At 52.7% G+C, this 22,697-nt stretch carries 24 protein-coding genes and 1 pseudogene; 14 read left to right on the top strand and 11 right to left on the bottom strand.

The window, feature by feature from the left end; translation table 11 throughout:
• Positions 1–12: 12 nt before the first annotated feature.
• Entirely contained in the window at positions 13–1,188 is a 1,176-nt protein-coding gene (locus tag HV355_RS13995; RefSeq protein ID WP_182402340.1) for an efflux RND transporter periplasmic adaptor subunit, read from the top strand.
• 24 nt (positions 1,189–1,212) lie between these two features.
• Positions 1,213–4,368 carry a multidrug efflux RND transporter permease subunit OqxB gene (gene oqxB / locus HV355_RS13990; RefSeq protein WP_182402338.1) on the top strand — a complete coding sequence of 1,052 codons (3,156 nt, stop codon included), beginning with the start codon at positions 1,213–1,215 and terminating at the stop codon, positions 4,366–4,368.
• 64 nt (positions 4,369–4,432) lie between these two features.
• On the opposite strand, the gene HV355_RS13985 is transcribed toward oqxB, so the two are convergent.
• From HV355_RS13985 to HV355_RS13975, 3 genes are all read right to left on the bottom strand, one after another.
• Positions 4,433–4,912, bottom strand: a complete 480-nt coding sequence (locus HV355_RS13985) for an Rrf2 family transcriptional regulator (RefSeq protein WP_010430601.1) — start codon at positions 4,910–4,912, stop codon at positions 4,433–4,435.
• Positions 4,913–5,049: 137 nt separating this feature from the next.
• Positions 5,050–6,438: a HAMP domain-containing sensor histidine kinase gene (locus HV355_RS13980; protein WP_182402336.1), complete on the bottom strand. Its 1,389-nt coding sequence runs from the start codon at positions 6,436–6,438 to the stop codon at positions 5,050–5,052.
• Complete coding sequence (locus HV355_RS13975) at positions 6,438–7,115, bottom strand: response regulator (RefSeq protein WP_126817460.1); 678 nt, start codon at positions 7,113–7,115, stop codon at positions 6,438–6,440. Before HV355_RS13975 ends, HV355_RS13980 begins: the two co-directional genes overlap by 1 nt.
• 202 nt (positions 7,116–7,317) lie before the next feature.
• On the opposite strand from HV355_RS13975, the gene HV355_RS13970 reads away from it, so the two are divergent.
• Both HV355_RS13970 and HV355_RS13965 read left to right on the top strand, forming a co-directional pair.
• Entirely contained in the window at positions 7,318–8,154 is an 837-nt protein-coding gene (locus HV355_RS13970) for a MipA/OmpV family protein (RefSeq protein WP_182402334.1), read from the top strand.
• Positions 8,155–8,507: 353 nt separating this feature from the next.
• Positions 8,508–8,939 (top strand): hypothetical protein, encoded by a 432-nt coding sequence (locus HV355_RS13965; RefSeq protein WP_108416928.1) that lies wholly within the window; start codon positions 8,508–8,510, stop codon positions 8,937–8,939.
• A 240-nt stretch (positions 8,940–9,179) separates the two neighbouring features.
• Here HV355_RS13965 and HV355_RS13960 read toward each other — a convergent pair whose 3' ends face one another.
• Positions 9,180–9,752 carry a flavin reductase gene (locus HV355_RS13960; RefSeq protein ID WP_108416929.1) on the bottom strand — a complete coding sequence of 191 codons (573 nt, stop codon included), beginning with the start codon at positions 9,750–9,752 and terminating at the stop codon, positions 9,180–9,182.
• Positions 9,753–9,880: 128 nt separating this feature from the next.
• On the opposite strand from HV355_RS13960, the gene HV355_RS13955 reads away from it, so the two are divergent.
• Positions 9,881–10,780: a LysR family transcriptional regulator gene (locus HV355_RS13955; RefSeq protein ID WP_182402332.1), complete on the top strand. Its 900-nt coding sequence runs from the start codon at positions 9,881–9,883 to the stop codon at positions 10,778–10,780.
• Positions 10,781–10,835: 55 nt separating this feature from the next.
• On the opposite strand, the pseudogene HV355_RS13950 reads toward HV355_RS13955, so the two are convergent.
• Positions 10,836–11,356: pseudogene (locus HV355_RS13950) on the bottom strand (tyrosine-type recombinase/integrase).
• A 161-nt stretch (positions 11,357–11,517) separates the two neighbouring features.
• On the opposite strand from HV355_RS13950, the gene HV355_RS13945 reads away from it, so the two are divergent.
• Entirely contained in the window at positions 11,518–11,928 is a 411-nt protein-coding gene (locus tag HV355_RS13945) for an ASCH domain-containing protein (protein WP_182402330.1), read from the top strand.
• 88 nt (positions 11,929–12,016) lie between these two features.
• Here HV355_RS13945 and HV355_RS13940 read toward each other — a convergent pair whose 3' ends face one another.
• From HV355_RS13940 to HV355_RS13930, 3 genes are all read right to left on the bottom strand, one after another.
• The gene (locus HV355_RS13940) at positions 12,017–12,421 is read right to left on the bottom strand and encodes a cell envelope integrity TolA C-terminal domain-containing protein (RefSeq protein WP_108416930.1); all 405 of its coding nucleotides are present in this window, start codon (positions 12,419–12,421) and stop codon (positions 12,017–12,019) included.
• Positions 12,422–12,732: 311 nt separating this feature from the next.
• Positions 12,733–13,236 (bottom strand): AAA family ATPase, encoded by a 504-nt coding sequence (locus HV355_RS13935; protein ID WP_108416931.1) that lies wholly within the window; start codon positions 13,234–13,236, stop codon positions 12,733–12,735.
• A 350-nt stretch (positions 13,237–13,586) separates the two neighbouring features.
• Entirely contained in the window at positions 13,587–14,177 is a 591-nt protein-coding gene (locus HV355_RS13930; protein WP_010430627.1) for a TetR/AcrR family transcriptional regulator, read from the bottom strand.
• A 140-nt stretch (positions 14,178–14,317) separates the two neighbouring features.
• On the opposite strand from HV355_RS13930, the gene HV355_RS13925 reads away from it, so the two are divergent.
• Complete coding sequence (locus tag HV355_RS13925) at positions 14,318–14,713, top strand: RidA family protein (protein ID WP_010430630.1); 396 nt, start codon at positions 14,318–14,320, stop codon at positions 14,711–14,713.
• A gap of 64 nt (positions 14,714–14,777) precedes the next feature.
• Here the strand turns inward: HV355_RS13925 and HV355_RS13920 are convergent, their stop codons facing one another.
• Complete coding sequence (locus HV355_RS13920; protein WP_182402329.1) at positions 14,778–15,029, bottom strand: hypothetical protein; 252 nt, start codon at positions 15,027–15,029, stop codon at positions 14,778–14,780.
• A 209-nt stretch (positions 15,030–15,238) separates the two neighbouring features.
• Here HV355_RS13920 and HV355_RS13915 point away from each other — a divergent pair, with 209 nt between their 5' ends.
• The 4 genes from HV355_RS13915 (at position 15,239) to HV355_RS13900 (ending at position 18,250) form a co-directional block, all read left to right on the top strand.
• On the top strand, positions 15,239–15,823 hold the full coding sequence (locus tag HV355_RS13915) for a TetR/AcrR family transcriptional regulator (RefSeq protein WP_042714665.1): 585 nt from the start codon (positions 15,239–15,241) through the stop codon (positions 15,821–15,823).
• A gap of 190 nt (positions 15,824–16,013) precedes the next feature.
• Positions 16,014–16,586 carry a DUF308 domain-containing protein gene (locus HV355_RS13910; RefSeq protein ID WP_182402327.1) on the top strand — a complete coding sequence of 191 codons (573 nt, stop codon included), beginning with the start codon at positions 16,014–16,016 and terminating at the stop codon, positions 16,584–16,586.
• 72 nt (positions 16,587–16,658) lie between these two features.
• Positions 16,659–17,714 (top strand): catalase family peroxidase, encoded by a 1,056-nt coding sequence (locus HV355_RS13905; protein ID WP_182402325.1) that lies wholly within the window; start codon positions 16,659–16,661, stop codon positions 17,712–17,714.
• Positions 17,711–18,250, top strand: a complete 540-nt coding sequence (locus tag HV355_RS13900; protein ID WP_126817441.1) for a cytochrome b/b6 domain-containing protein — start codon at positions 17,711–17,713, stop codon at positions 18,248–18,250. Before HV355_RS13905 ends, HV355_RS13900 begins: the two co-directional genes overlap by 4 nt.
• Before the next feature lie 2 nt (positions 18,251–18,252).
• Here HV355_RS13900 and HV355_RS13895 read toward each other — a convergent pair whose 3' ends face one another.
• Complete coding sequence (locus HV355_RS13895; protein WP_042714671.1) at positions 18,253–19,122, bottom strand: LysR family transcriptional regulator; 870 nt, start codon at positions 19,120–19,122, stop codon at positions 18,253–18,255.
• Between the two features lie 128 nt (positions 19,123–19,250).
• On the opposite strand from HV355_RS13895, the gene HV355_RS13890 reads away from it, so the two are divergent.
• The 3 genes from HV355_RS13890 to HV355_RS13880 all read left to right on the top strand — a co-directional run bounded on the left by HV355_RS13890 (position 19,251) and on the right by HV355_RS13880 (position 21,929).
• Complete coding sequence (locus tag HV355_RS13890) at positions 19,251–19,997, top strand: glucose 1-dehydrogenase (protein ID WP_126817439.1); 747 nt, start codon at positions 19,251–19,253, stop codon at positions 19,995–19,997.
• A gap of 80 nt (positions 19,998–20,077) precedes the next feature.
• Positions 20,078–21,532 (top strand): MFS transporter, encoded by a 1,455-nt coding sequence (locus HV355_RS13885; protein ID WP_126817437.1) that lies wholly within the window; start codon positions 20,078–20,080, stop codon positions 21,530–21,532.
• A gap of 13 nt (positions 21,533–21,545) precedes the next feature.
• The gene (locus HV355_RS13880; protein WP_010430656.1) at positions 21,546–21,929 is read left to right on the top strand and encodes a Rid family hydrolase; all 384 of its coding nucleotides are present in this window, start codon (positions 21,546–21,548) and stop codon (positions 21,927–21,929) included.
• 59 nt (positions 21,930–21,988) lie between these two features.
• Here the strand turns inward: HV355_RS13880 and dmsD are convergent, their stop codons facing one another.
• Positions 21,989–22,603: a Tat proofreading chaperone DmsD gene (dmsD, locus tag HV355_RS13875; RefSeq protein ID WP_182402323.1), complete on the bottom strand. Its 615-nt coding sequence runs from the start codon at positions 22,601–22,603 to the stop codon at positions 21,989–21,991.
• Positions 22,604–22,697 lie beyond the last annotated feature (94 nt).

Genomic DNA, 22,697 nt, shown 5'->3' with positions numbered 1-22,697 from the left:
GGAATAAAAATAATGAGCCTGCAAAAAACCTGGGGTAACTTTCATCTGAGCGCGCTGGGGGCGATGTTCGCCTCCGTGCTGCTCGTCGGGTGCGATGACAGCGTCGCGCAAAACGCTGCGCCACAAGCACCCACTGTCAGTGCCGCTAACGTGGTCGTGAAATCTATCAGCCAGTGGGATAGCTTTAACGGTCGGATCGAAGCGGTGGAGAGCGTTCAGCTACGCCCGCGCGTTTCCGGCTACATTGATAAAGTGAATTACACCGACGGCCAGGAAGTAAAAAAGGGTGAGGTGCTGTTCACTATCGATGACAGAACCTATCGCGCCGCACTGGAACAGGCGCAGGCTACGCTGGCGAGAGCCAAAACGCAGGCCAACCTGGCGCGTAGTGAAGCGAACCGTACCGATAAGCTGGTCAATACCAACGTGGTATCCCGCGAAGAGTGGGAGCAGCGCCGTTCGGCCGCCACCCAGGCGCAGGCCGACATTCGCGCGGCACAGGCGGCGGTTGATGCCGCGCAACTTAACCTCGATTTCACCAGGGTCACCGCGCCTATCGATGGTCGTGCCAGCCGGGCGCTGATCACCAGCGGGAACCTGGTGACCGCGGGCGACACCGCCAGCGTCCTCACCACGCTGGTCTCGCAGAAGACGGTGTACGTTTACTTTGACGTGGACGAGTCAACCTACCTTCACTATCAAAATCTGGCCCGCAGCGGGCAGGGGGCGTCCAGCAATCACACGGCGCTACCGGTTGAGATTGGCCTGACGGGCGAGGAGGGGTATCCCCATCAGGGCAAAGTGGATTTTCTGGATAATCAGCTAACGCCGAGTACCGGCACCATCCGCATGCGCGCGCTGTTGGATAACGCGCAGCGTCAGTTCACGCCGGGACTGTTTGCCCGCGTACGCCTGCCAGGCAGCGCGGAATTCAAAGCCACGCTTGTCGACGACAAAGCGGTGCTGACCGATCAGGATCGCAAGTATGTTTACGTGGTTGATAAAGAGGGCAAAGCACAGCGTCGCGATATCAAACCGGGACGTCTGGCAGACGGGCTACGCATCGTGCAGCAGGGGCTGAACCCTGGCGATAAAGTTATCGTCGAGGGTTTACAAAAAGTGTTTATGCCGGGTATGCCGGTTAACGCCAAAACCGTTGCCATGACCGCCACCAGCGCCCTCAACTGATCCCTTGACCTGAGAATCCAACCCATGGACTTTTCCCGTTTTTTCATCGACAGGCCGATTTTTGCCGCGGTACTGTCGATTCTGATTTTTATCACAGGGTTAATCGCCATCCCGCTGCTGCCGGTGAGCGAATATCCTGACGTCGTGCCGCCAAGCGTGCAGGTGCGCGCGGAGTACCCGGGCGCCAACCCGAAAGTGATTGCCGAGACCGTGGCGACGCCGCTGGAAGAGGCGATCAACGGCGTTGAAAACATGATGTATATGAAATCCGTCGCGGGCTCGGATGGCGTGCTGGTCACCACCGTGACCTTCCGTCCGGGAACCGACCCGGATCAGGCGCAGGTTCAGGTGCAAAACCGCGTCGCGCAGGCCGAAGCGCGTCTGCCGGAAGACGTGCGGCGTTTGGGCATTACCACCCAGAAACAATCCCCGACGCTGACGCTGGTGGTGCATCTGTTTTCGCCCAACGGTAAGTACGACTCCCTGTATATGCGTAACTACGCCACGCTGAAGGTGAAGGACGAACTGGCGCGCCTGCCCGGCGTCGGCCAGATCCAGATTTTCGGCTCGGGTGAATACGCGATGCGCGTCTGGCTGGATCCCAACAAGGTGGCGGCCCGCGGGCTGACCGCTTCGGATGTGGTCACGGCGATGCAGGAGCAGAACGTGCAGGTATCTGCCGGGCAGCTTGGTGCCGAGCCGCTGCCGAAAGAGAGCGATTTCCTGATCTCCATTAACGCCCAAGGCCGTCTGCATACCGAAGAAGAGTTTGGCAATATTGTCCTGAAAACGACGCAGGACGGTACAGTCGTTCGCCTGCGCGACGTGGCGCGTATCGAAATGGGCTCCGGCAGCTATGCGCTACGTTCCCAGTTGAACAACAAAGACGCGGTCGGGATTGGTATCTTCCAGTCTCCAGGGGCGAACGCCATCGATCTGTCTAACGCGGTGCGCGCGAAAATGGACGAACTGTCGACCCGTTTCCCGGAAGATATGAAGTGGGCGGCACCTTACGATCCGACCGTTTTCGTGCGCGACTCCATCCGCGCAGTGGTGCAAACGCTGCTGGAAGCGGTGGTGCTGGTGGTGCTGGTGGTGATCCTGTTCCTGCAAACCTGGCGCGCGTCGATCATTCCGCTGATCGCGGTGCCGGTGTCGGTGGTGGGGACCTTCAGCATTCTCTACCTGCTGGGCTTCTCGCTGAATACCCTGAGTTTGTTCGGGCTGGTATTAGCCATTGGTATCGTGGTGGACGACGCCATCGTGGTGGTGGAAAACGTCGAGCGAAACATTGAAGAGGGGCTTGCTCCGCTTGCGGCGGCGCATCAGGCGATGCGTGAAGTGTCCGGGCCGATTATCGCGATTGCGCTGGTGCTGTGCGCGGTGTTTGTGCCGATGGCGTTCCTCTCGGGCGTTACCGGGCAGTTCTACAAGCAGTTTGCGGTGACGATCGCGATTTCCACGGTCATCTCCGCCATTAACTCGCTGACGCTCTCTCCGGCGCTGGCGGCACTGCTGTTAAAACCGCACGGCGCGCCGAAAGATTTCCCGACCCGGCTTATCGATCGTCTGTTCGGGTGGATTTTCCGTCCGTTTAACCGCTTTTTCCACCGTAGCTCGAACGGCTATCAGGGGCTGGTGGGCAAAACGCTTGGCCGACGCGGGGCGGTATTTGTGGTGTATCTGCTGCTGCTCTGTGCCGCAGGCGTGATGTTTAAAGCGGTTCCCGGCGGGTTTATTCCGACGCAGGATAAGCTGTACCTGATTGGCGGCGTGAAGATGCCGGAAGGTTCATCGCTGGCGCGCACTGATGCGGTGATCCGCAAAATGAGCGAAATCGGGATGAATACCGAAGGCGTGGACTATGCGGTCGCGTTCCCGGGGCTGAACGCGCTGCAGTTCACCAATACGCCGAATACGGGGACTGTCTTCTTCGGCCTGAAGCCGTTCGACCAGCGTAAACATACTGCGGCGGAAATTAACGCGGAGATCAACGCGAAGATCGCGCAAATCCAGCAGGGCTTTGGCTTCTCCATCCTGCCGCCGCCGATTTTAGGGCTGGGTCAGGGGTCGGGGTATTCCCTGTACATTCAGGATCGCGGTGGTCTGGGTTATGGCGCGCTGCAAAATGCGGTAAACACCATGTCCGGTGCGATTATGCAGACGCCGGGAATGCACTTCCCGATCTCTACCTACCAGGCTAACGTTCCGCAGCTGGACGTGCAGGTTGACCGTGACAAGGCGAAAGCGCAGGGCGTGTCGCTGACCGATCTTTTCGGTACGCTGCAAACTTATCTGGGCTCGTCGTACGTGAATGACTTCAACCAGTTCGGGCGTACCTGGCGCGTGATGGCGCAGGCCGACGGGCAGTTCCGCGACAGCGTGGAAGACATTGCGAATCTGCGCACCCGTAACAGCCAGGGTGAAATGGTGCCGATTGGCAGCATGGTGAATATCACGACCACCTACGGCCCGGACCCTGTGATTCGCTACAACGGTTACCCGGCGGCGGATCTGATTGGCGATGCCGACCCGCGCGTACTTTCGTCCTCGCAGGCGATGGCGCAGCTGGACGGAATGTCGAAGCAGATCCTGCCGAACGGGATGAACATTGAATGGACGGACCTGAGCTTCCAGCAGGCGACGCAGGGCAATACGGCGCTGATCGTCTTCCCGGTCGCGGTGCTGCTGGCGTTCCTGGTGCTGGCGGCGCTGTATGAAAGCTGGACGCTGCCGCTGGCGGTGATCCTCATCGTGCCGATGACCCTGCTCTCCGCGCTGTTTGGCGTCTGGCTGACCGGTGGCGATAACAATGTGTTCGTGCAGGTAGGGCTGGTGGTGTTGATGGGGCTGGCGTGTAAAAACGCGATTCTTATCGTGGAGTTTGCCCGCGAGCTGGAAATTCAGGGCAAAGGCATTATGGAAGCCGCGCTGGAGGCGTGCCGCCTGCGTTTACGCCCGATTGTGATGACCTCCATCGCCTTTATTGCCGGGACCATTCCGCTGATCCTCGGCCACGGCGCGGGCGCAGAAGTGCGCGGCGTTACCGGGATCACGGTGTTCTCCGGGATGCTGGGGGTGACGCTGTTTGGTCTGTTCCTGACGCCGGTGTTTTACGTGACGCTGCGTAGGTTCGTGACGCGCGGCAAAAAAGCGGAAAGGGATGTTCTGCCCGCGTAGGGATGTTGCAGATAATAAAAAACCGCCTTCATAGCAAGGCGGTTTTTTTTGCGCTCAAGGAAAGTTAAAGGGCTTCTTTATACTTGGCGATAAGTTCAGGCACCGGATCGCAGCCGCTGGTATCGGCTTTTTTCACTTCTTCCAGCGCGCTTGCCACGGTGTGGCGCGCCAGTACCTGTAACGAAGCCTGCTCCGCTTCTTCGGAGATAGACTTGAAGTACCAGCAGGCGTTAGCGCTGACCACGCAGCGGGCCGGTACGTCAGGACGTGATGCCCACAGCTTTTTATCTTCGATGACGGAAAGGTAGATATCGCGCAGGGTGATCTCTTCCGCCGGGCGTCCAAGATGAATAGAGCCGTTACGGCCAAGCGTGGAGACGATAATACCGTCACGCGTGAGAGGAACCATCAGTTTGCGGATGAAGCTCGGGTTTGCTTCCAGACCGTAGGCCAGAATCGCACTCGTCGAACGTTCACCCAATTGCTCCGCCATTGCTACGCTGAGAACCATCTGCAAAGCTGTCGGGAAGCGGTAATCTAACATTTTTGTATCCTGGGTTGCGGTGAATCTTGTTCTTTTTGGCACCGCAGAGGTGAATAAGCAATAAACAACAATATAACAAATACGGTAATTTTTTTGAAGCAATCTGCGGCATTTGCGATCGAACACCCTGTTCCTGTTTAGCTATACGTGCGGTTCGGGAAGTCAACCGTCACCATCAGGCCAGCTTCTGCGGAAGTACTCAGGTTTATGCTGCTGTTGTGTTGCTGCGCCACCGCTTTAACGATGGCAAGCCCCAGTCCGCTCCCGCTTTGCAGTTGACTGGGATCGCGGAAAAATCGGTCGAACACGCGCTCGCGTAATTCAACCGGAATACCGGGCCCTGCATCGGAAACGCGTAGCCGCGCGGAGCCATCGAATGTGCAGACATCGACCTGAATCCGCCCGCCTTCAGGACTGTACTTCACGGCGTTCTCAATGAGATTATCAATGAGCGACACCAGGCGCTCCCTTACGCCTGAGATCCAGATTTCATCCTCGGCGAAAAATTCCAGCTCAATCCTGCGCGCAGACGCCAGCGGTTCCAGCTCGGCCATTCGCTCTTGAATGAGCGTCGTTAGCGGCACGGGCTCCAGGTCCGTATCAAGGCGTGCTTCACTGTGCATCATCAGCAGCAGCTGATTGACGAGACGCGCAGCACGACTGTTGCTGCGAACAATCCCCGCAAGCAATTCCTGTTGGCTCTCGCTGAGTACATACGATTGCAACGCTTCCACGTTGATTCGCATCGCTGCCAGCGGCGTTCGCAGTTCGTGAGCCGCATCGGCAATGAAAACCCGCTCCCTTTCCGCGCTTTCTCGCACCCTGGCAAGAAAGTCGTTAATCGCGTCCACCATCTGGCGAAGCTCCCTGTGTTTTGGTACAGCTTTTAAGGGGGAGAGATCGTCTGGCGTGCGCAATGCAATTTCATTGACCACCGTGTTCCAGGGTCGCATGGCAATGCGGATTGACATCCACGCAGGGAACAGAAGAAAAGGGAAACAGACCAGCAGCGGCATGACGTAGTAACCGCGCGAGTTGAGGTAGATAAAGAAGTTCCAGCCTCCGGCCGGGGTGAAAAGGGTGACCTCCACATCGGAATGAGCGGATTTAAGGGTGCGGCTGGTCCAGGTACGACCGTCGCTCTGAACACGCTGCATTTCCCCAAACCGGGTGTTAGTTACCCCCGTTGGTGCATCAGGCGATGAAAAAATAACCGCGTTATTTCTGCGCACGATGACGTTGATTGACAGGGCGGGATCTTCGCCGCCGCCATAGCCCTCTCGTAACGCTTTGCTGAAGGCTGCCAGCACGGCGGTACGATCCTGCGGGTGTTCGTCCATTCGCTCGACCAGCGTAAAAAGCGTTTCATAGGTATGACTGCCCGTAAGGATGGGAGGGCTGCGCAGGTCCTCCCACAGAATGAAGGTTAAAAATAGACACCACAGCAGGGTAAGCAGCAGCAACTGGGCGATGATAATTCGGCGTACCAGCGTCGGGCGCCTCAGGTGAAACCACAGGTTTCGCATTAAGTCGTCACCTTCTGAACAGCAACGGTATCAATAACATACCCAACGCCACGCACCGTTCGCACATAGCCGTCTCCGATCTTTCGCCGCAAATTCCCCATATGCACGTCGAGCGCATTACTGAGGTTCTCTTTGTTGCCGAATATCCGTTCTTCCAGAAACCGTCGCGTAATCACGCGGTCCGCACGCAGCATCAGCGTTTCAAGCAGCGCATATTCACTCGCCGTCAGGTCTATGTGGCGTGCGCTCACCGTCACACGACGCGTCGGTAGATGAAGAGATAAGCCTCGAATCTCTATCGCCTCATTCTCGAAACCGTAACTTCGCCGCGCAAGGGCTCTTACCCGCGCCAGCAGTTCGGCGAGAACAAAAGGTTTAACGAGATAGTCGTCTGCACCTGCATCCAGCCCGCACAGGCGATCCTGCAGCGTACCTCGCGCCGTCAGGATGATGACCGGGATCCCCTTAAGCTGCTGGCGTAAGCGCGTCATGAGGCTCATGCCGTCGCCGTCGGGCAGCCCCAGGTCGAGCAAAATAAGTTCTGGCACGCAGACGTCAAGCTGATGCAGCGCATCCTCTTTACGGCGAACCCATATAACGTCAAATCCTTGATCGGCAAGGGCGATACGTACGCCATTGCCCAGATCCAGGTCGTCTTCGATGAGTAGAATTTTCACACTGGTAACTGTATCAACCGTGAATGAAGAACATCTTAAGAAAAAACGGTATCAGGAAATTTGTCCGGTTTACAGCACCCGCGCGCGCTTCAGTGTTTCTTCATTTTCGGCTCATAAGAACCTTAGGGTCAGTATTCAAAATGGGCGTTCTGGCGTTTAACCGCTTGCATCGTCACCATTTGAATCCAGAAGGACTTCTTTAATGAGAAACATCGAACTGCGTCATACGTCCCCACACTTGCTCTCGGGTCGCAGCCTGAAAAACATCGTGCCGGGCGTCGTTCTGGCGTTACTGGCCACGCCTGTACTGGCGGCAGAGCAGAGCCAGGGTAACGTTTTAACCCTGGGGGGCGGCGTGGACGTCGCGCCACGCTACTCGGGTTCGGATAAAAGCCGCGTCGGTGCGGCGCAGGTGGTGGATTACGCCATGGCAAACGGCTTCTTTATCAGCACCACGCGGGGCGTCGGTTACGGCAACAACATCGGCAACCTGGATTACAGCGCAGCTGTGAGCTATCGAACAGGCCGTAAAGATAAAGACGTGAGCAGCGATTCGATCAGCTCCGGCAGCGACTACCTGCGGGGTATGGGCGACATCAAAGGCTCGGCCATCGTTGTGCCTGGGCTGGGGTATAAGGTGACCGACTGGCTTCATCTGCAGCTGCAGGCTGAGGTTCCGGTTTCTGAAAGGGACAACGGTGAGGCGGTGCATTTCGGCATTATCAGCCCGCTCTATATATCACCAAAAAATGAGGTGACGCTGGCGCTGACCAGCAGTTGGGGATCCGACAAGTATATGCAGACGTACTATGGCGTCAGCGCCGCCCAGTCGGCCGCATCGGGGTTTGCCCGACATGACGCCGGAGCCGGAATTTATGCGTATTCGCTGAATCTTGACTGGACACACAGGCTCACCTCGCGCTGGAGCGTGCTTGCCGCAGCGGGCGTGACGCAGCTGGCGGGGGATGCGGCCGATAGCCCCATTGTTCAACGTAAAACATCGCCCACGGGGAGTTTGAAGGTGACGTACAGTTTTTGATGGTTGGTTACTTATGGACATGAGCGCGCAATAGCGACGAATTCGAGCCGCCCCGGGAAGATGGTGGGGCGGCAGTGTTTGATACAAGGAATAATCATGGGCTATCAAAATTCACTGCGCTGAAGAGGGTCAGTTGATCCTTCACGGATGTATTTAGAACTCGTCTGTTCGTTAGACGGGTAAGGTTTTTCGGGAAGATGGCGGACGGGGGGGCGTAGGTCTGCTGTGAGCGATGAGCAGAAGTTACCCCGAGATGATTAATAGCTAATAGGCTGTGCTGCCGACTAAAAGCATTACTACCAAAGCAGTGGTGATTCGGTTATCGTGTTTAATCATTATGAATGGAACGTAGCATGTGCCACAAAATTATCTGTTGGAAAAGCTTTTTTTTAGCCTGTATCACCCTGCTAGGTGGTTGTGCTACAACGGTTGTCAGTAATGAAGATGCTAAAAATGTTCCTGCGGAACGTATAATTTTAAGGTCTTCCCAAACGAAAAATCCAGGCGAAGCTACCCTGGTAGTCAAACGTGACTCTGGTTTCACTGGAAGTGGTTGTAATATTGTTGTTTATCTTGATGGTAGAGCGATTGCCGAATTGGATACTGGAGAGAAAGTAACATTTTATGCTCAACCCGGGGATCATGTTTTAAGTGCAAAACAGACAAGCATTTGTGTCGCTGGTTTAAAAGAAGTAGGTATAACTCTAAAGGAAAATGAAAGTAAAACTTACCGCATTGGATTCGGTGGGAACGTTGATATGTCGATAAATGCTTCAGCCTTCTAAAAGCATGCGTAGCACTAAGAATAATTTAGACGTGTTGATTCAGCATCCCTATTAACATCTTGGCTTTTGCAACCACTATGGTTATCTGTAACGGTGTCTACTCTTGGAACGAACGAGTCGCCCAGGGGCAGGCCGGTATGTCTGCTCTGAGCGAAAACTGGACATCTTAAATCGGTTGTTTTTTATACTATCACCTCTATGTAGCCATGTTATATGACTACATTTATACAGAAGTAAGGATTAGTCTTTTCCTGGACCATAATTGAATTTTGTACCTTTGCCAATGGCGTAAAACTGTCCGCCAGCTACGTAATGGACAGTACGTAATTCATCAGGCGCATCATCAAAAATCCAGTGCCCATTTCTGAAGACGCGGTCATCACTCCATGCTCCGACAATTTCCCCCATGAACAAGTTGTGCTGCTTTTCATTTTCTTCATTGGGTATGACCTTACAGACTAACCAGCCAGCGCAACCTTCAACTAAAGGCAGATCAAACTCTTTCTGATAAAATAGTGGAATTTTACTGTTTTTATGGGGTGTCTCAGAATAGCTGTGGCCTCCAGCATATAAAACCATTTCCATCTGATTTACTACTGGGATCTGGACAACGTAATATCCGCTTTTTTCTACAAGTCCGCGAGTAAATGCCTGTGGACCTATAAAAGCCATTACTTTATTATTTCCTACTAACCCCACCCAGGCCGCTGCCATGACATTTTCAATGCCATCATTTTTAGCCGATATCATCGTCGTTGGCCCGACCTGCAATAAACGATAGGCTTTGTTTAACTCTACTGGTTGAATTGACATAATTTACTCTTTTGAGTTCTGATAAAAATTAAGACAGGTTGCTTATTTGATTGTTCTATTATATGACTGGAATAGTTGCGAATTAATTGCTATTATCAAAACACATTATTGCATTTTTCACAACGATCATGAATAAACTTGATGCTCTAAAGTTTTTTATCATTGCCTCTGAAACCCTGAACTTCCGCGAAGCAGCCATAAAGCTGTCGGTTTCACCATCAGTAGTAACCCGAACAGTCGCTGAGTTGGAGAAACAGCTTGGCGAACCTCTTTTCAAACGCAATACTCGGTCGATCTTTCTCACCAGTTTCGGGGAGTTATTTTTACCCCAAGCGAAGCGATTGCTGGAAGATTCTGAAAAACTATTTCAGACAGCGAAAGATGATAATGAAATGAAGGGTATTGTTCGTATCACATTACTTCGATTTCCAAATCATGAACAAATCTTGTATGAGCTATTGACTGCACTACGTCCTTATCCTGAGTTATTTATCGACTGGCGTTTAGATATGATGAAACTTGATACTATCGAGCATCGTATCGATATAGGTATACGTGTAGGGCGAGAACCTAATCCAAACGTTATAATTAAAAAAATCGGGCAAGTTGAGCATATTTTGGTTGCGTCCCCTGAGCTCATCGCGCGCCTGGGAGCACCAACTGATTTAGAAGATCTTCGACAGCGTTATCCATTCAGTGGTTTAATTAATCCTGAAACGGGAAAAATATTTGAGTTTATCAGTGACGTAGTGAATACTTTTGTCCCTCGTCATATAGAGTTTTATACTACAGATCCATATGCCGAAATTCAGGCTGCATTGGCCGGGAGAACGGTTGTACAGTCCAGCGACTTTATCTGTAGGGAGTACTTAGCAAGAGGCCAACTTGTTCCCCCATTGCCAGAACTGCGACAGGAGAAATGGCAATTTTATTTATATCGGCCTTACCAGCTGATTACTCCAAAAAGGGTGACTGTCGTTTTCTCGCTATTAGAAAAAATATTACGCAAATATTTCGCATCAAAATAACATTCTCCTCCACGTCCGCATCTGGCACAGGGCTGCTGTTGCAGCCCTGACAACCTTAGACTTCGATCGATTCAGAGATCTCTAATGCATCATCGACTTCAATGCCCAGATAACGGACTGTGCTTTCCAGTTTGTTATGGCCAAACAGAAGTTGGATCACCCGGAGATTCTTGGTTTTCTTGTAGATTAGGTAAGGTTTTGTTCTTCTCATGGAATGTGTGCTGTAAAGCGAATCTTCGAGACCAAGCTTTTCTACCCACCCATGAAAAATTCGGTTGTATTGCCGGGTTGATATGGGCTGGTTAGTTCCGACTCGAGACCGAAACAAGAAGTCTTTACTATGCAAATTGCCAAGCTTTATCAATGCAGCAACAGCTTCTCTTATCCCTTTGATTATCTCAAATTGCACAGGGCTACCGGTTTTCTGTTGCAACACCGTAGCTCTGCTTGAAACAGAGCTAAATCGCGCGTTTTACCTTTTAGTTCAAGTCGGATTCGTATCCCCCAGATATGAGATATCTGAAGTGGTCTTTTTTGGCCGATGATACGGTCTTTGTCCCACGGTGACGTGTTCATACTCAAATCTCCTGCAATGTGGGAGATTTGAGTATGGTTGTCCCTAATGAACGATAAGCGGACCACGCTATCTAAATAAAGGCATCACAGATAATGTCGGGACAGCTCATGCTATAAAATGTATAACTTTTATTTTCACCGACGATAAAGAAGGGATTTCAATGGTTGAGATTGAGGCAATAAAAATGAAGTATCCAGGCGCAGATGCCTGGCAAATGGGTGACAGCCCGGAACTCGCCAGCGAGCTTGCGGACCTGATCAAAAAAGGGTTCAAAACGGCCTCTTGCGGATCTTTTGCCTCTTTCCAGCAGGAGGATTCTGCCCTGAGGATTGGGAGTTATAACATTATTCTTGATGGTCAGAATGTTCCGGTCTGCGTGATCAGACTGGTTTCATTGCGGCTTGTGCGTTTTTGTGATGTGACTGAGGCGTTCGCTCGCAAAGAAGGTGAAGGGGATTTAAGCCTTGAATACTGGCAGAAAGAGCATCAGAGATTTTTCAGCCGCGAAGGTCATTTTTCTGAAGATATGGAGTTGATCGCAGAAGAGTTTGAAGTGGTTGAGATCCTGTAGGACAGAGTAAACGGATTGACGTTCATCAATTTCCATTTATATCAATGTCCGTTTCTGGCACGAAGCCGACAGTCAAAATAGATATTTTTCATGGTTGTCCGTGCATTTCCCACCGGGCAGAACCCATGTCGTCGTAAACATGCTGGTTAGTAAATGATGGGAATTTTGCTTGCCTGGAGGCTTCAGCTAAAGCACGGCAGTAATCCTTATCTCCACTCTTTATGATGAAATTCTGCAAGGTGCCGTCCATATTGAAATCCAAATGCACATTACATCTTTTCCCACTCCAGGCATGGGGTTTGGTCAGTGCTGCATCGAGTGCTTTTTTTATACCTGATGCTTGTTCGCCATAAATGTCTTTATCGGTTACTTTTCCTGAACGTTTGTAAGAGCACGAATCAAGAGCGCTTTTCTTCTGGCAATCTTTTGGGGTTAATGGAGTGCAACCAGCAAGGGTTGCTATCATTGCTACCAGCATCAAGATTTTGGTCATGTCTAAGTCCGTTTATGATTTTTCCAAAAGTATCGATACGCACCGATGAATCGGGGCATTATGGCACGAAAATCAGAGAGGGGGGCTTGTTGGCTCATACACCCCCAATTTTAAGGGGGGCAGGCTTGAAAATTGCAGGAAAAATCAGCCTGGGCGCAGTAAGATTTACGTTGCGCTGGCTCCCTGGACTCGTCCATAGATCACCAAACCGTTCGCTGTATTGAGCTACGCTTAAATATGAACGTCGGCTAAGAGCGAAAAGCAGACGCTAGTGTTCAACCGTCGTCTACTTAATTTTGCCATTATCCTTTTCAAACGGACGATATTCTTCTGAGAATTACATCGACACATTCTGGTGCTGATAAAATTGCTGTATCTAATTGCAGATGCTCTCGTTCCCATGGTTCATAGTTACGGCGTTGTACTTGTCCCCAGTCAGGGAGGGTTAACCCCGGGATATCTGAGATTCTGTTCTCCACACGATAACGATGCTGTGTCATATCTGAACAGAGTATTTCAACTTCTAAGAACGGAACATTTAACGATATCGCTATATCGCAGAAATTATTACGTATCAGATTGATATCATTAACCGAATCGGTGACAACAGTAGCGCCTAACTGTAGATTTTCACGCGCCAACTCATAAAGAACAAAATAACCCTCAGGGCCAATTTTTTTGTTCTGTTCAGATGCTGAACGAATCGCCTGCTCAACCGTATCAACCCGTAGATACATACCATTAATTTTTTGGGATAACAATTTTGCAACTGTACTTTTACCGCTACCAGGTAAACCATTAAATATAATTAACATAATTTATCCATTGATGGTTGAGCTAAAATTATACCTTTTTATATACACCCTGAGTATTTCTAATATTTGGGAAGTTCTGTATAGATAAACCTTAAATCAGATTTGAGAATTATTACAGTATTTGAACAACGATTGCATTAATCGATGTCCGCTTCTGGCACAAAGCGGATAGATTCGGCAGATCGGTAACAATTATCCAACAAAAATGCCAGCGATCCGTTGCCCTGGAAAGTAATCCGATAACATCCGCTCCTTGGGATAAAGAAAAGATCTGCTACCGATTCACTTTTTGCTTTTCCTTCGCGGCTAAGCTTGCTCTCAGCACGAGATAACCGGGTGGGGCAGTGCGGTCACTGCTGCAACACGCCACTGACCAACAGGGTGAAAACCTCAATCGCTTTGGGCAATGCCTGCTTCGGATCGTCACTCGCGGCCACCCACTGGGCGGCATTCAGTGCGGCGCCATTTAATAACCAGGCGGTGGCATCAACGTCTACCGGTTTGATTACGCCACGTTCAATCAGGTCTGAAAGGCTTTCGCGAGTGGCGTCGAGGCAGGTATTCTGACTTGGCCATTTTGTCGGATCCCCAAGAAAAGCTGGGCCATCAAGCAGAACGATACGCCGGACTTCTTCATCCAGCGCCATCTTGATATAAGCTATCCCTTCGGCCAGAAGCTTTTGCTGGTCATCACCGGATTGCGCCGCTGCATGTTTGGCGCCTTGCGCCATTTCAGAATCAATCTGGGTCACCACCGCGGCAAGTAACCCTTTTTTATCCCCAAAATTATGGTAGAGGGCGCCACGCGTCAGGCCGACGCTGGCGGTCAAATCATCCATCGAAGCTGCCGCAAACCCTTTTTCAGCGAAGGCTTTTCGTGCAGCCGCAATCAACTTTGTGCGGGTTTCTTCCATCGTTTCGGCGCGGCGTTTGGCTGCCATACGGGCTCCTTATCCTGTACGCCGCGCATGATGTTTGACATACGCGGCGTATGTGTGATTAAGTTGACATACGCCGCGTATCTTAATTCATTTATGGATGCCACGCATCCGGTGTTGCACATCCCAAGAAAGGATATGTTATGAACCAACCGAAACCTGTTTTCCCTGCAAATCGCCACGCACTCTATGAACAGCATGGTTATTCCGCAGCGATCCGCTCTGGTGATTTACTGTTTGTTTCCGGACAGGTGGGTAGCCGGGAGGACGGTACACCCGAGCCCGACTTTACTACGCAGGTAGAGCGTGCTTTCGAGAATCTCAAGGCTACGCTTGCCGCCGCGGGATGCACGTTTGACGATCTTATCGATGTGACCACCTTTCATACCGATCCGGAGAATCAATTTCCAGCCATTATGCAGGTGAAAAGCAGCATTTTCCCGAAGCCCCCGTATCCGAACTGGACAGCCGTGGGGGTTAACTGGCTTGCAGGATTTGATTTTGAGATAAAGGTTATCGCCCGCATTCCTGAACATTAAGAAGGCAAACGATGCACAGAGATATCAAGAGAAACGATATCTCACCGATCCGTAATGGCCACTCTTAACTGTTTTTGGATTCTGTCATTAGCAGCCTGACAATTCTGTCTATCATAAAAGGCGCAGCCTGATTAAGCTCCCGATCGCTTAATAGCTTCGCGGCAACGCTTAATGCGAAACGGCGAACGGCATCATTGTTCTCTACGCACGCCGCGCGGCCGCGATCTTCATTCGCGTGAATGACGTTGGATAATTCGCGAATGTTACGCACTGGGGCCGCCGGGCTGTGCCTGTCCGGAAAAGGGATAACTGCCATACACTCTCCACTACAGGGATATGTTTTGAAGTGAAACCATCCTAGTAGTAGGATGGGGTAGTGTCAATAATATCAGGCGGCTTTTTCCCGTTGGCCCTTTGCGGGCCCGGCTATTTGACATTCCTGTTGCCGCTCAGTAGGTTGTCCCGGCGGGACGCGCCTGTCACAGACAGCACATTTTTTCACTGGATTGAACATTGGAGCGTGAAATGATCGAACGTTCGCCGAAAGCGCGCGAAATTATGGCAAATACGAGGCAGCTGCTCACAACGGGTGGGTACAAAAGCTTTAGCTATGCCGATCTTGCGGAACGCGTGGGTATCCGCAAAGCCAGTATCCACCATCATTTTCCGGGCAAAGAAGATTTAGTCAAAGCTGTAGTGCAGGAATACCGTGCAGAAGCACGGAGTGGCATGGAAGCGATGGATCGGCAAACCAACGATCCTCTGATCAAAGTGAAAGGCTATGCTGATTTCTGGTCGGCCTGTATTAAAGAGGGGGCTTCACCATTTTGTATCTGTGTGATGCTGGCCGTTGAACTTCCGACATTACCTGCGGATATTGCCGCAGAAGTGACCGGCCATTTTAACGATCTCTCTGACTGGCTGACCGCATTACTGAGTGCCGGCGAAGCGCAAGGCGTTTTCACTCTCAGCGAAAGTGCCGAAGTCGAAGCCAGGGCTCTCATGGCGGGCATGCATGGTGCCATGCTGGCAGCGCGGGCGTTTAATAATCCGCACGTCTTTGAGCAGATTGCCTATCCACTGATCGATAAGGTTCTCACCGCAGCCTGAAGGACGCCCGGTTATTGACCGGGCTGTGCCTGTTTTCAACACGTCTTTCACTTTCCCGCGCCTTGACGATCCTTTTGTAACGGTTAGCGTAAAACATATTGATCTTTTATCTACCTACTAGTAGGTTTGTTGTCGGGTGAGGCATGCTACGCTGCTTCGTTTGTTAAATATGCCAGGTTAAGAGGTCTATATGTCCGACACTATCCATCACGGGAATCAGCAGAACTGGCTACAACAGTATTATTTTATCCGGACGGCTTTCTCTGTTTTATGGGTTATTGCCGTGTTCACCGCTGGCCTGTCTTCGCCTGTTGGCGCATCGATTTTGCTCATTCTTTACCCCGCATGGGATGCAATGGCGAATTATATTGATGCAAGAAAAAGCGGGGGGGTTGGCCGCAACCGGATGCAGACCGTTAATATTATCGTTAGCGTTATAACAACGCTGGCCGTCGTGTTGGCTCTTAAAAGCAATATAAATGATGTCATTCGGGTATTCGGCTGCTGGGCGATATTATCCGGTCTGCTGCAGCTGGGCGCGGCAACACAGCGCTGGAAACATTATGGTGCGCAATGGAGCATGATATTAAGTGGCGCACAGTCTGCACTTGCAGGCGCGTTTTTTATCTATCAGGCCCGGACGCCTGAGCCACCGTCAATAGCAAATATCGCGGGGTATGCTGCGTTTGGTGCCGTCTATTTTTGCCTGTCAGCCCTGACGTTAACATTCCGACAAAAAAGAGAAGCGAAACGGTCATGCTGATTTCAGGCACGACGCGTCATCACCCCCTGCACGTTTCGTTTTGACATATCGTGAGCAGAATGAGTTAACAATATGAACAGTAAAGTACATTTAAACAGACAAACGGTTGTACGTCTGGCGCTGGTCGGCATTATTCCCCTGATCCTTTTTTTATTATTCCTGTGGACTGGCGGTTGGCTGACGCCTCAACGTCTGACGTCGGATAAGCTCGTTGATGTATTACAGGAGTCGGGTGGAGTACATAAAGGCTATCGCCGTAATCATGCTAAAGGCATGTGTGTGCTGGGCTCGTTTATCTCAAACGGGAATGCCAGTGTGCTTTCACGTGCCTCCCTGTTCAGCAAAGGTGAAACCGCTGTCACAGGACGTTTTGCCATTGCGGGCGGGAACCCGGCTGCACCGGATTATGCCGTGCCCGTTCGGAGTATGGCGCTCTCCTTTCAGCAGTCGAATGGTGAGCAGTGGCGCACCGGTATGAACGCCATGCCATTTTTCCCCGTCAGTTCCGTTGAGAGTTTCTATGAACTCCAGACGGCCACCCTGCCGGATGCCGCAACCGGAAAACCGAACCCGGAAAAATTACGTTCCTTTGTCATGAACCATCCGGAAATAAAACCGTTTTTTGCGTGGGCAAAGCAATACACACCCTCCTCAAGCTGGGCCAGCGATCGCTTTAACAGCCTGAATGCTTTTCGCCTGATTGATAAGGCAGGCCATGAACAACTTGTACGCTGGAGCATGGTGCCTCATGCCGGATTTACTCCCATAAGCGACGCCGATAAACAGAACAGCGATTTCCTGCAACAGGATCTTCAGCATCGTCTGGAACAGGGCGCGCTGAAATGGGATTTAGTGTTCACGCTTGCTCAGGCAGGTGATAAAGGCGACGACGCCACCAGGGCATGGCCTGCCGACAGGAAAACGATTAATGCCGGAACGTTAGTCTTAAACAAGGCTATCCCTCAACAGCAGGGACCCTGTAATGACATCAACTATGACCCGTTGATTTTACCCGACGGTATGGCACCGTCCGCTGACCCGATACTTAACGCACGCTCATCGGCTTATGCCAAATCCTATAACCTGCGCACCCATGAACAGGCGCAACAGAAGGGAGAGACGTTATGAAACAGGCCGTCTATTTTCATCCGGCTCTGCGCGTCCTGCACTGGCTGATGGCCGCAGCCATTCTCATGATGTTGTTTATCGGTGTTGCGATGGTTTCGACCGTCTCCTCCGCGCACAGCCTGCTGGTGTCGATCCACAAGCCTCTCGGGGTGATGATGTTGCTTCTGGTCATCGTGCGATTATGGCTGCGATTCACGACGGCCAAGCCCGCGTTGCCAGCGTCCATTCCGGCCTGGCAGCGCGGTATGGCCCATCTCTCACATTGGATGCTCTATCTGATGATGGTGGCCCAGCCGCTGATAGGCTGGGCAATGCTCTCAGCAGCAGGGTATCCCGTCACGCTGGGTAACGGCATCGTTCTGCCGCCGATCGTGGACATCAGTAATGATCGGTATGCGATACTGCGGCCACTTCATACCTGGGTTGCTCTGGCGTTATTCGCGATGATAATGCTTCACCTTGCCGCTGCGCTGCTTCACGCTTTCGTACTGCGTGACGGCGTCTTCAGCAGTATGACTGGTCACCGTAAACCCTAGGCTCACGCTGTCGCCGTGGCGGGGTCGGCAAGCATCGTATCGGCGATATCCATCATGACCCGAAGGCGATCCATATGCCGGAGATCGGAGTGATACCCTACCCAGATATCTTTGGACGGCGGTGGCTCCGGCATGCTGATGGCCTGCAACCCGGTGATGGCATCACCCAATGGACGCGGTAACACGGCGATGCCCATCCCCCGACTGCACATCTGCGCCTGCACGGCCCGGCTGGTGCTGGTGAAGACGCGCGGGGAATGTGGGAACCTGTCCAGCAGCCAGGCCACGTCAGAAAAGTGGGATTGGGCCGTATTCATCAGAATCAGCCCCACTGCGGCCGGGTCGTGTCGGGCGATATCGGCGATGTCTGGCGTCCCGTAAAGCGCATAGGGGATGCGCATCAGGCGGCGCTGGACAATATCGGGTTCGGTAAAGGGCACGATGCGAAACGCAATGTCGGCATCACGTCGCGACAGATTGAGTAAGCGGTAGCTCGCGATAAGTTCAGGGACAATCGCCGGATGACGACGCGTCAGCTCGCTCAGGACAGGTGCCAGAACATAGTTAGCAAACCACTCTGCTGACGATATCCGTAAGAGGCCTTCAAGACGGTCGTGATTACCTGCCAGGCGTCGTTCCATCGCCAGCGCGGAGTTTTCCACCGCTTCTGCCAGCTTCAGAACCCTGTCGCCCGCGTCGGTCAGGACGAGGCCCTCCTTGGTCCGGCGAAAGAGGGCTTGCTGAGCCTCATCCTCAAGCGCCTTTATCCGACGACCCACCGTAGGATGGCTCACGCCAAGGCTTCGGGCCGCTTCGCCGAAAGAGCGCTTACGCATAACTGCAAGAAATACCCGGACATCACCCCATTCCATGTCAGTCTCACACCGTACAAAAATGAACATTGAATATACAAAAGTGGCAGTTCTAAAACAACTTTGTCGATATCAATATGATCTTCTCAACCACACCGCCACGGGCGGCTAATCAGGAAGCTGAAGACATGAACAAATTAAAAGACAAAGTTGCCATCGTCACCGGTGGCTCCAAAGGTATCGGAGCTGGCATTGCTCGTCAGCTGGCGGCTGACGGCGCGAAGGTCATTGTTAATTACGCCTCAAGCAGAAGCGATGCGGATAAGGTCGTTGCCGATATTGAAGCCGCGGGTGGAAAGGCCATGGCGGTTGCGGCGGACATCACCTGCCAGACCGAGGTTGAGGCGCTGATCAACGCGGCTGTAAGCCATTACGGGCGGCTGGACATTGTGGTGAACAATGCAGGCGTTTATGCCTTCGCGAGGATTGAAGAGAGCACCGAGGCGCTGTTTCGCAAGCAGTTTGATATCAACGTGCTGGGCCCGTTGCTGGTGGCTGGGGCGGCTGCACCGCATCTGACAAAAGGCAGCAGCATCATCAATATCAGCTCATTCGTCACCCGGGTCTTTATTCCTGAGAGTACCATCTACAGCGGCACCAAGGGCGCGATTGACGCCATTACCGGCGTACTCTCACGCGAACTCGGCCCGCGCGGCATTCGCGTCAACGCGGTCAATCCCGGCCTTATCGAAACGGAAGGGAGTCATAGCGCGGGCGCGATGAACTCGGATTTCCAGACATGGAATGAAAGCCAGACGCCGCTTGGCCGCATCGGCCAGGTGCAGGATGTGGCCCCGATTGTTTCATTTCTCGCCTCAGACGACGCGGCCTGGGTGACCGGCGAGGTGATTCTGGCCTCTGGCGGCATGCGTTGAGCTAAGCCACGCGGCGGCAGCCCACAATCCACAATAATGTCTCTTAACGGGGCAGGGAACCGTTATCTATGGAGTGTTCTATGTCGACACATACCCTCACGCAAGCCGAGCCCCGTCGCTGGGCAATGTTTATTATCCTGCTGGTTGGCGCATTTTTGCCTCCGCTCGATTTTTTTATTGTCAATGTGGCACTGCCTGCAATTCAGGGCGAGCTGAGCGCCACGTCCTCTGCTGAGCAGCTCGTCATTTCGTCTTATGCCGCCGTTTACTCGGTAACGTTAATCACCGGCGGACGGCTGGGGGATATTTACGGGCGCGGGAAAATGTTTTTTCTGGGGCTCGTCGGTTTTGCTGCGGCATCGCTGTTGTGCGGTTTAGCCTGGTCACCGTGGGTTCTGATAACCGGACGCATATTACAGGGCGCCACGGCCGCGATTATGGCTCCGCAGGCGCTGGCTTCCGTTCAGGCTATTTTTCCGGAGGCGGAAAAACCGCTCGCGCTGAGTATCTATGGCGCGGTGTTTGGTCTGGCTTCCGTTATAGGACAGGTATTGGGCGGAGCCCTGCTTTCAGCGGATCTGTTTCATCTGGGATGGCGGGTTATTTTTCTGGTTAACCTGCCGGTGGCGATGCTGGTCATTCTTTTTGGACTGCCGCTGCTAAAAGAGACGCGTGCGCAATCTGCACAGCGTCTGGATCCCGTCGGAATGCTGCTGGCAACCGTCACGCTGAGTGCGCTGATTGTGCCGTTAATTGAAGGCCGCGAGGCGGGATGGCCCTGGTGGACGTGGCTGTCATTTCTTGCTGTGCCTCTGCTGGCCAGGCTGCTGTGGCGTTATGAGCGGCATCTTAGCCAGAGCGGTGGTTCACCGCTGCTCGATCCTTCCGTGCTGCGCGCGCCAGGGCTGGGGCGGGGGCTCACAGTCGTTTTGCTGTTTTATTCGATTGGTGCCTTCTTTCTGTTATTTTCTGTTTATCTCCAGGATGCGTTGCATATAAACGCCCTGACGGCGGGACTGATTTTTCTGCCCTTTGGCATCGGCTTTCTGATCGGACCGTTGCTGACGCCGTACCTGAGGCGTTTTGTCGGAAATTACTTAAGCGCCATCGGGATGGGCTGCGAGACGGTGGGGCTGGCAGGCCTTGCGTGGCTGGTTGCCCACACGCTGACAGGGCGCCCGCCAGCCATGTTGCCGCTCGCGGCACTGCTTTTTGTTACCGGTCTTGGACAGGGGCTGGCGATGCCGACGCTGGTGCGCATGGTGACAGGCCGCGTGGCGCCCGCGTTCTCAGGCACGATCGCTGGCGTGACCAGCTCGACTCTGCAAATCAGCACCGCGCTGAGCGTTGCCATCATCGGCGGCATTTTTTACAGCATGTTAGACGCTGGAAAAAGTGAAGCCACTATTACGCACGCCTTTATCGTCTCCCTTCTGACAATGGCGGTATGCCTTGCCATAGGCGCAGGACTCAGCGTCCGGCTTATCAGGTATGCTTCGTGGGGACGTTTTCCTGAGCATAAATCAACGTGTTAAAAGAGACATCATCATGAAAAAATCAATAGTTCCTGACGCATTCCAGCATTACTTCGATGACTGGCACTTTTCCCCCGTCATCGAAGCCGATGGCACAGTCTATCTCTCAGGAGTGACCGCAGCGCGCAGGGACAAACCTATAAGCAAGGAGCCGGAAGAACAGTTTCATGATGCCTTCTATAAGCTGGGTGTGTATCTGAACGCTGCTGGCTTAGGCTATGAAAACATTCTGGAGATGACCACTTTTCATATTGATCTCAAGAAACATATCGCTGTTTTTTCTAAAGTGAAGGATGAGTATGTCAAGGCACCATACCCGGCATGGTCTGCCATCGGTGTATCAGAGTTCATTCCGGAAAATGCCCTGGTGGAAATGCGGATCGTGGCAAAAAGATAGTTTCGGTCGTATGGGCTAAAAAGAAGGCTTGCTCGCCACCCGCGAGCAAGCCGCACCCCTTAGCGATAGCGCGTCTTTTCCGCAACCGGAATAAGTAACGCAGAACGCCAGTCTGCGAGCGTCAGCTGCGCGAGCTGACCCAGCGCGGTATAAAACGGATGCCCGGCGTTGTCGACAAACACCGACAGGAAGCGGGTGCTCCACGGCAGCAGGTGCCATGCCAGAAGCCGATCGCACTCCGCTTCGCGGCCATTCTCGGCCAGCCACGCTGCCAGCAGCAGCAAAGTGCCGAAATGATCTTCCGGTTCATTTTGCTGCATCTCAAAAGCAATATTATTCTCACGCATCCACTGGCGCAGCGCGAGCGTCGAGTCGCCAAACAGCACGGATTCGCGGTCAAGCCAGACGGAACCCCACGGTGGAGCGGGCAGGGCGTAAGGGCCAATAAACAGCCGTTGCCAGGCGTCCGTCAGCGGCTCTTCGGTAGGCGAGGCAAAGGTATCGGCAACGGGCTGCAGCATTTCCGATGGCAGGGGCCAGTCCTGAACCCAGTCGCCCGCGGTGAGGACCCGCACCAGCGGCGCAGCCTGCTCGCTGTCGGGAGAAAAATAAAACAGTGCGCCCAATACCCGGGCACTAAACGCGAACGATTCACGTGGTGAGACATCTTTCATTACAACCTTCCTTTCTCGCGCGGAAGATGTCCGCGCGACTGTGTTAACCGATAATACTGACCATAGAATAAACCACGGTCTCGCGTTTCACCCT

The organism is Enterobacter sp. RHBSTW-01064 (assembly GCF_014103035.1).
Lineage (GTDB): Bacteria > Pseudomonadota > Gammaproteobacteria > Enterobacterales > Enterobacteriaceae > Enterobacter > Enterobacter mori.
The sequence above is the reverse complement of the archived record's forward strand: the minus strand, read 5'-3'. Positions and strand labels throughout refer to the sequence as shown.

Bases quoted from the DNA above. Each gene is read 5' to 3' on its own strand.
- HV355_RS13995 (WP_182402340.1), top strand. From the start codon at position 13: ATGAGCCTGCAAAAAACCTGGGGTAACTTTCATCTGAGCGCGCTGGGG.
- oqxB (WP_182402338.1), top strand. From the start codon at position 1,213: ATGGACTTTTCCCGTTTTTTCATCGACAGGCCGATTTTTGCCGCGGTA.
- HV355_RS13985 (WP_010430601.1), bottom strand. From the start codon at position 4,912: ATGTTAGATTACCGCTTCCCGACAGCTTTGCAGATGGTTCTCAGCGTA.
- HV355_RS13980 (WP_182402336.1), bottom strand. From the start codon at position 6,438: ATGCGAAACCTGTGGTTTCACCTGAGGCGCCCGACGCTGGTACGCCGA.
- HV355_RS13970 (WP_182402334.1), top strand. From the start codon at position 7,318: ATGAGAAACATCGAACTGCGTCATACGTCCCCACACTTGCTCTCGGGT.
- HV355_RS13965 (WP_108416928.1), top strand. From the start codon at position 8,508: ATGTGCCACAAAATTATCTGTTGGAAAAGCTTTTTTTTAGCCTGTATC.
- HV355_RS13960 (WP_108416929.1), bottom strand. From the start codon at position 9,752: ATGTCAATTCAACCAGTAGAGTTAAACAAAGCCTATCGTTTATTGCAG.
- HV355_RS13955 (WP_182402332.1), top strand. From the start codon at position 9,881: ATGAATAAACTTGATGCTCTAAAGTTTTTTATCATTGCCTCTGAAACC.
- HV355_RS13945 (WP_182402330.1), top strand. From the start codon at position 11,518: ATGGTTGAGATTGAGGCAATAAAAATGAAGTATCCAGGCGCAGATGCC.
- HV355_RS13940 (WP_108416930.1), bottom strand. From the start codon at position 12,421: ATGACCAAAATCTTGATGCTGGTAGCAATGATAGCAACCCTTGCTGGT.
- HV355_RS13935 (WP_108416931.1), bottom strand. From the start codon at position 13,236: ATGTTAATTATATTTAATGGTTTACCTGGTAGCGGTAAAAGTACAGTT.
- HV355_RS13930 (WP_010430627.1), bottom strand. From the start codon at position 14,177: ATGGCAGCCAAACGCCGCGCCGAAACGATGGAAGAAACCCGCACAAAG.
- HV355_RS13925 (WP_010430630.1), top strand. From the start codon at position 14,318: ATGAACCAACCGAAACCTGTTTTCCCTGCAAATCGCCACGCACTCTAT.
- HV355_RS13920 (WP_182402329.1), bottom strand. From the start codon at position 15,029: ATGGCAGTTATCCCTTTTCCGGACAGGCACAGCCCGGCGGCCCCAGTG.
- HV355_RS13915 (WP_042714665.1), top strand. From the start codon at position 15,239: ATGATCGAACGTTCGCCGAAAGCGCGCGAAATTATGGCAAATACGAGG.
- HV355_RS13910 (WP_182402327.1), top strand. From the start codon at position 16,014: ATGTCCGACACTATCCATCACGGGAATCAGCAGAACTGGCTACAACAG.
- HV355_RS13905 (WP_182402325.1), top strand. From the start codon at position 16,659: ATGAACAGTAAAGTACATTTAAACAGACAAACGGTTGTACGTCTGGCG.
- HV355_RS13900 (WP_126817441.1), top strand. From the start codon at position 17,711: ATGAAACAGGCCGTCTATTTTCATCCGGCTCTGCGCGTCCTGCACTGG.
- HV355_RS13895 (WP_042714671.1), bottom strand. From the start codon at position 19,122: ATGGAATGGGGTGATGTCCGGGTATTTCTTGCAGTTATGCGTAAGCGC.
- HV355_RS13890 (WP_126817439.1), top strand. From the start codon at position 19,251: ATGAACAAATTAAAAGACAAAGTTGCCATCGTCACCGGTGGCTCCAAA.
- HV355_RS13885 (WP_126817437.1), top strand. From the start codon at position 20,078: ATGTCGACACATACCCTCACGCAAGCCGAGCCCCGTCGCTGGGCAATG.
- HV355_RS13880 (WP_010430656.1), top strand. From the start codon at position 21,546: ATGAAAAAATCAATAGTTCCTGACGCATTCCAGCATTACTTCGATGAC.
- dmsD (WP_182402323.1), bottom strand. From the start codon at position 22,603: ATGAAAGATGTCTCACCACGTGAATCGTTCGCGTTTAGTGCCCGGGTA.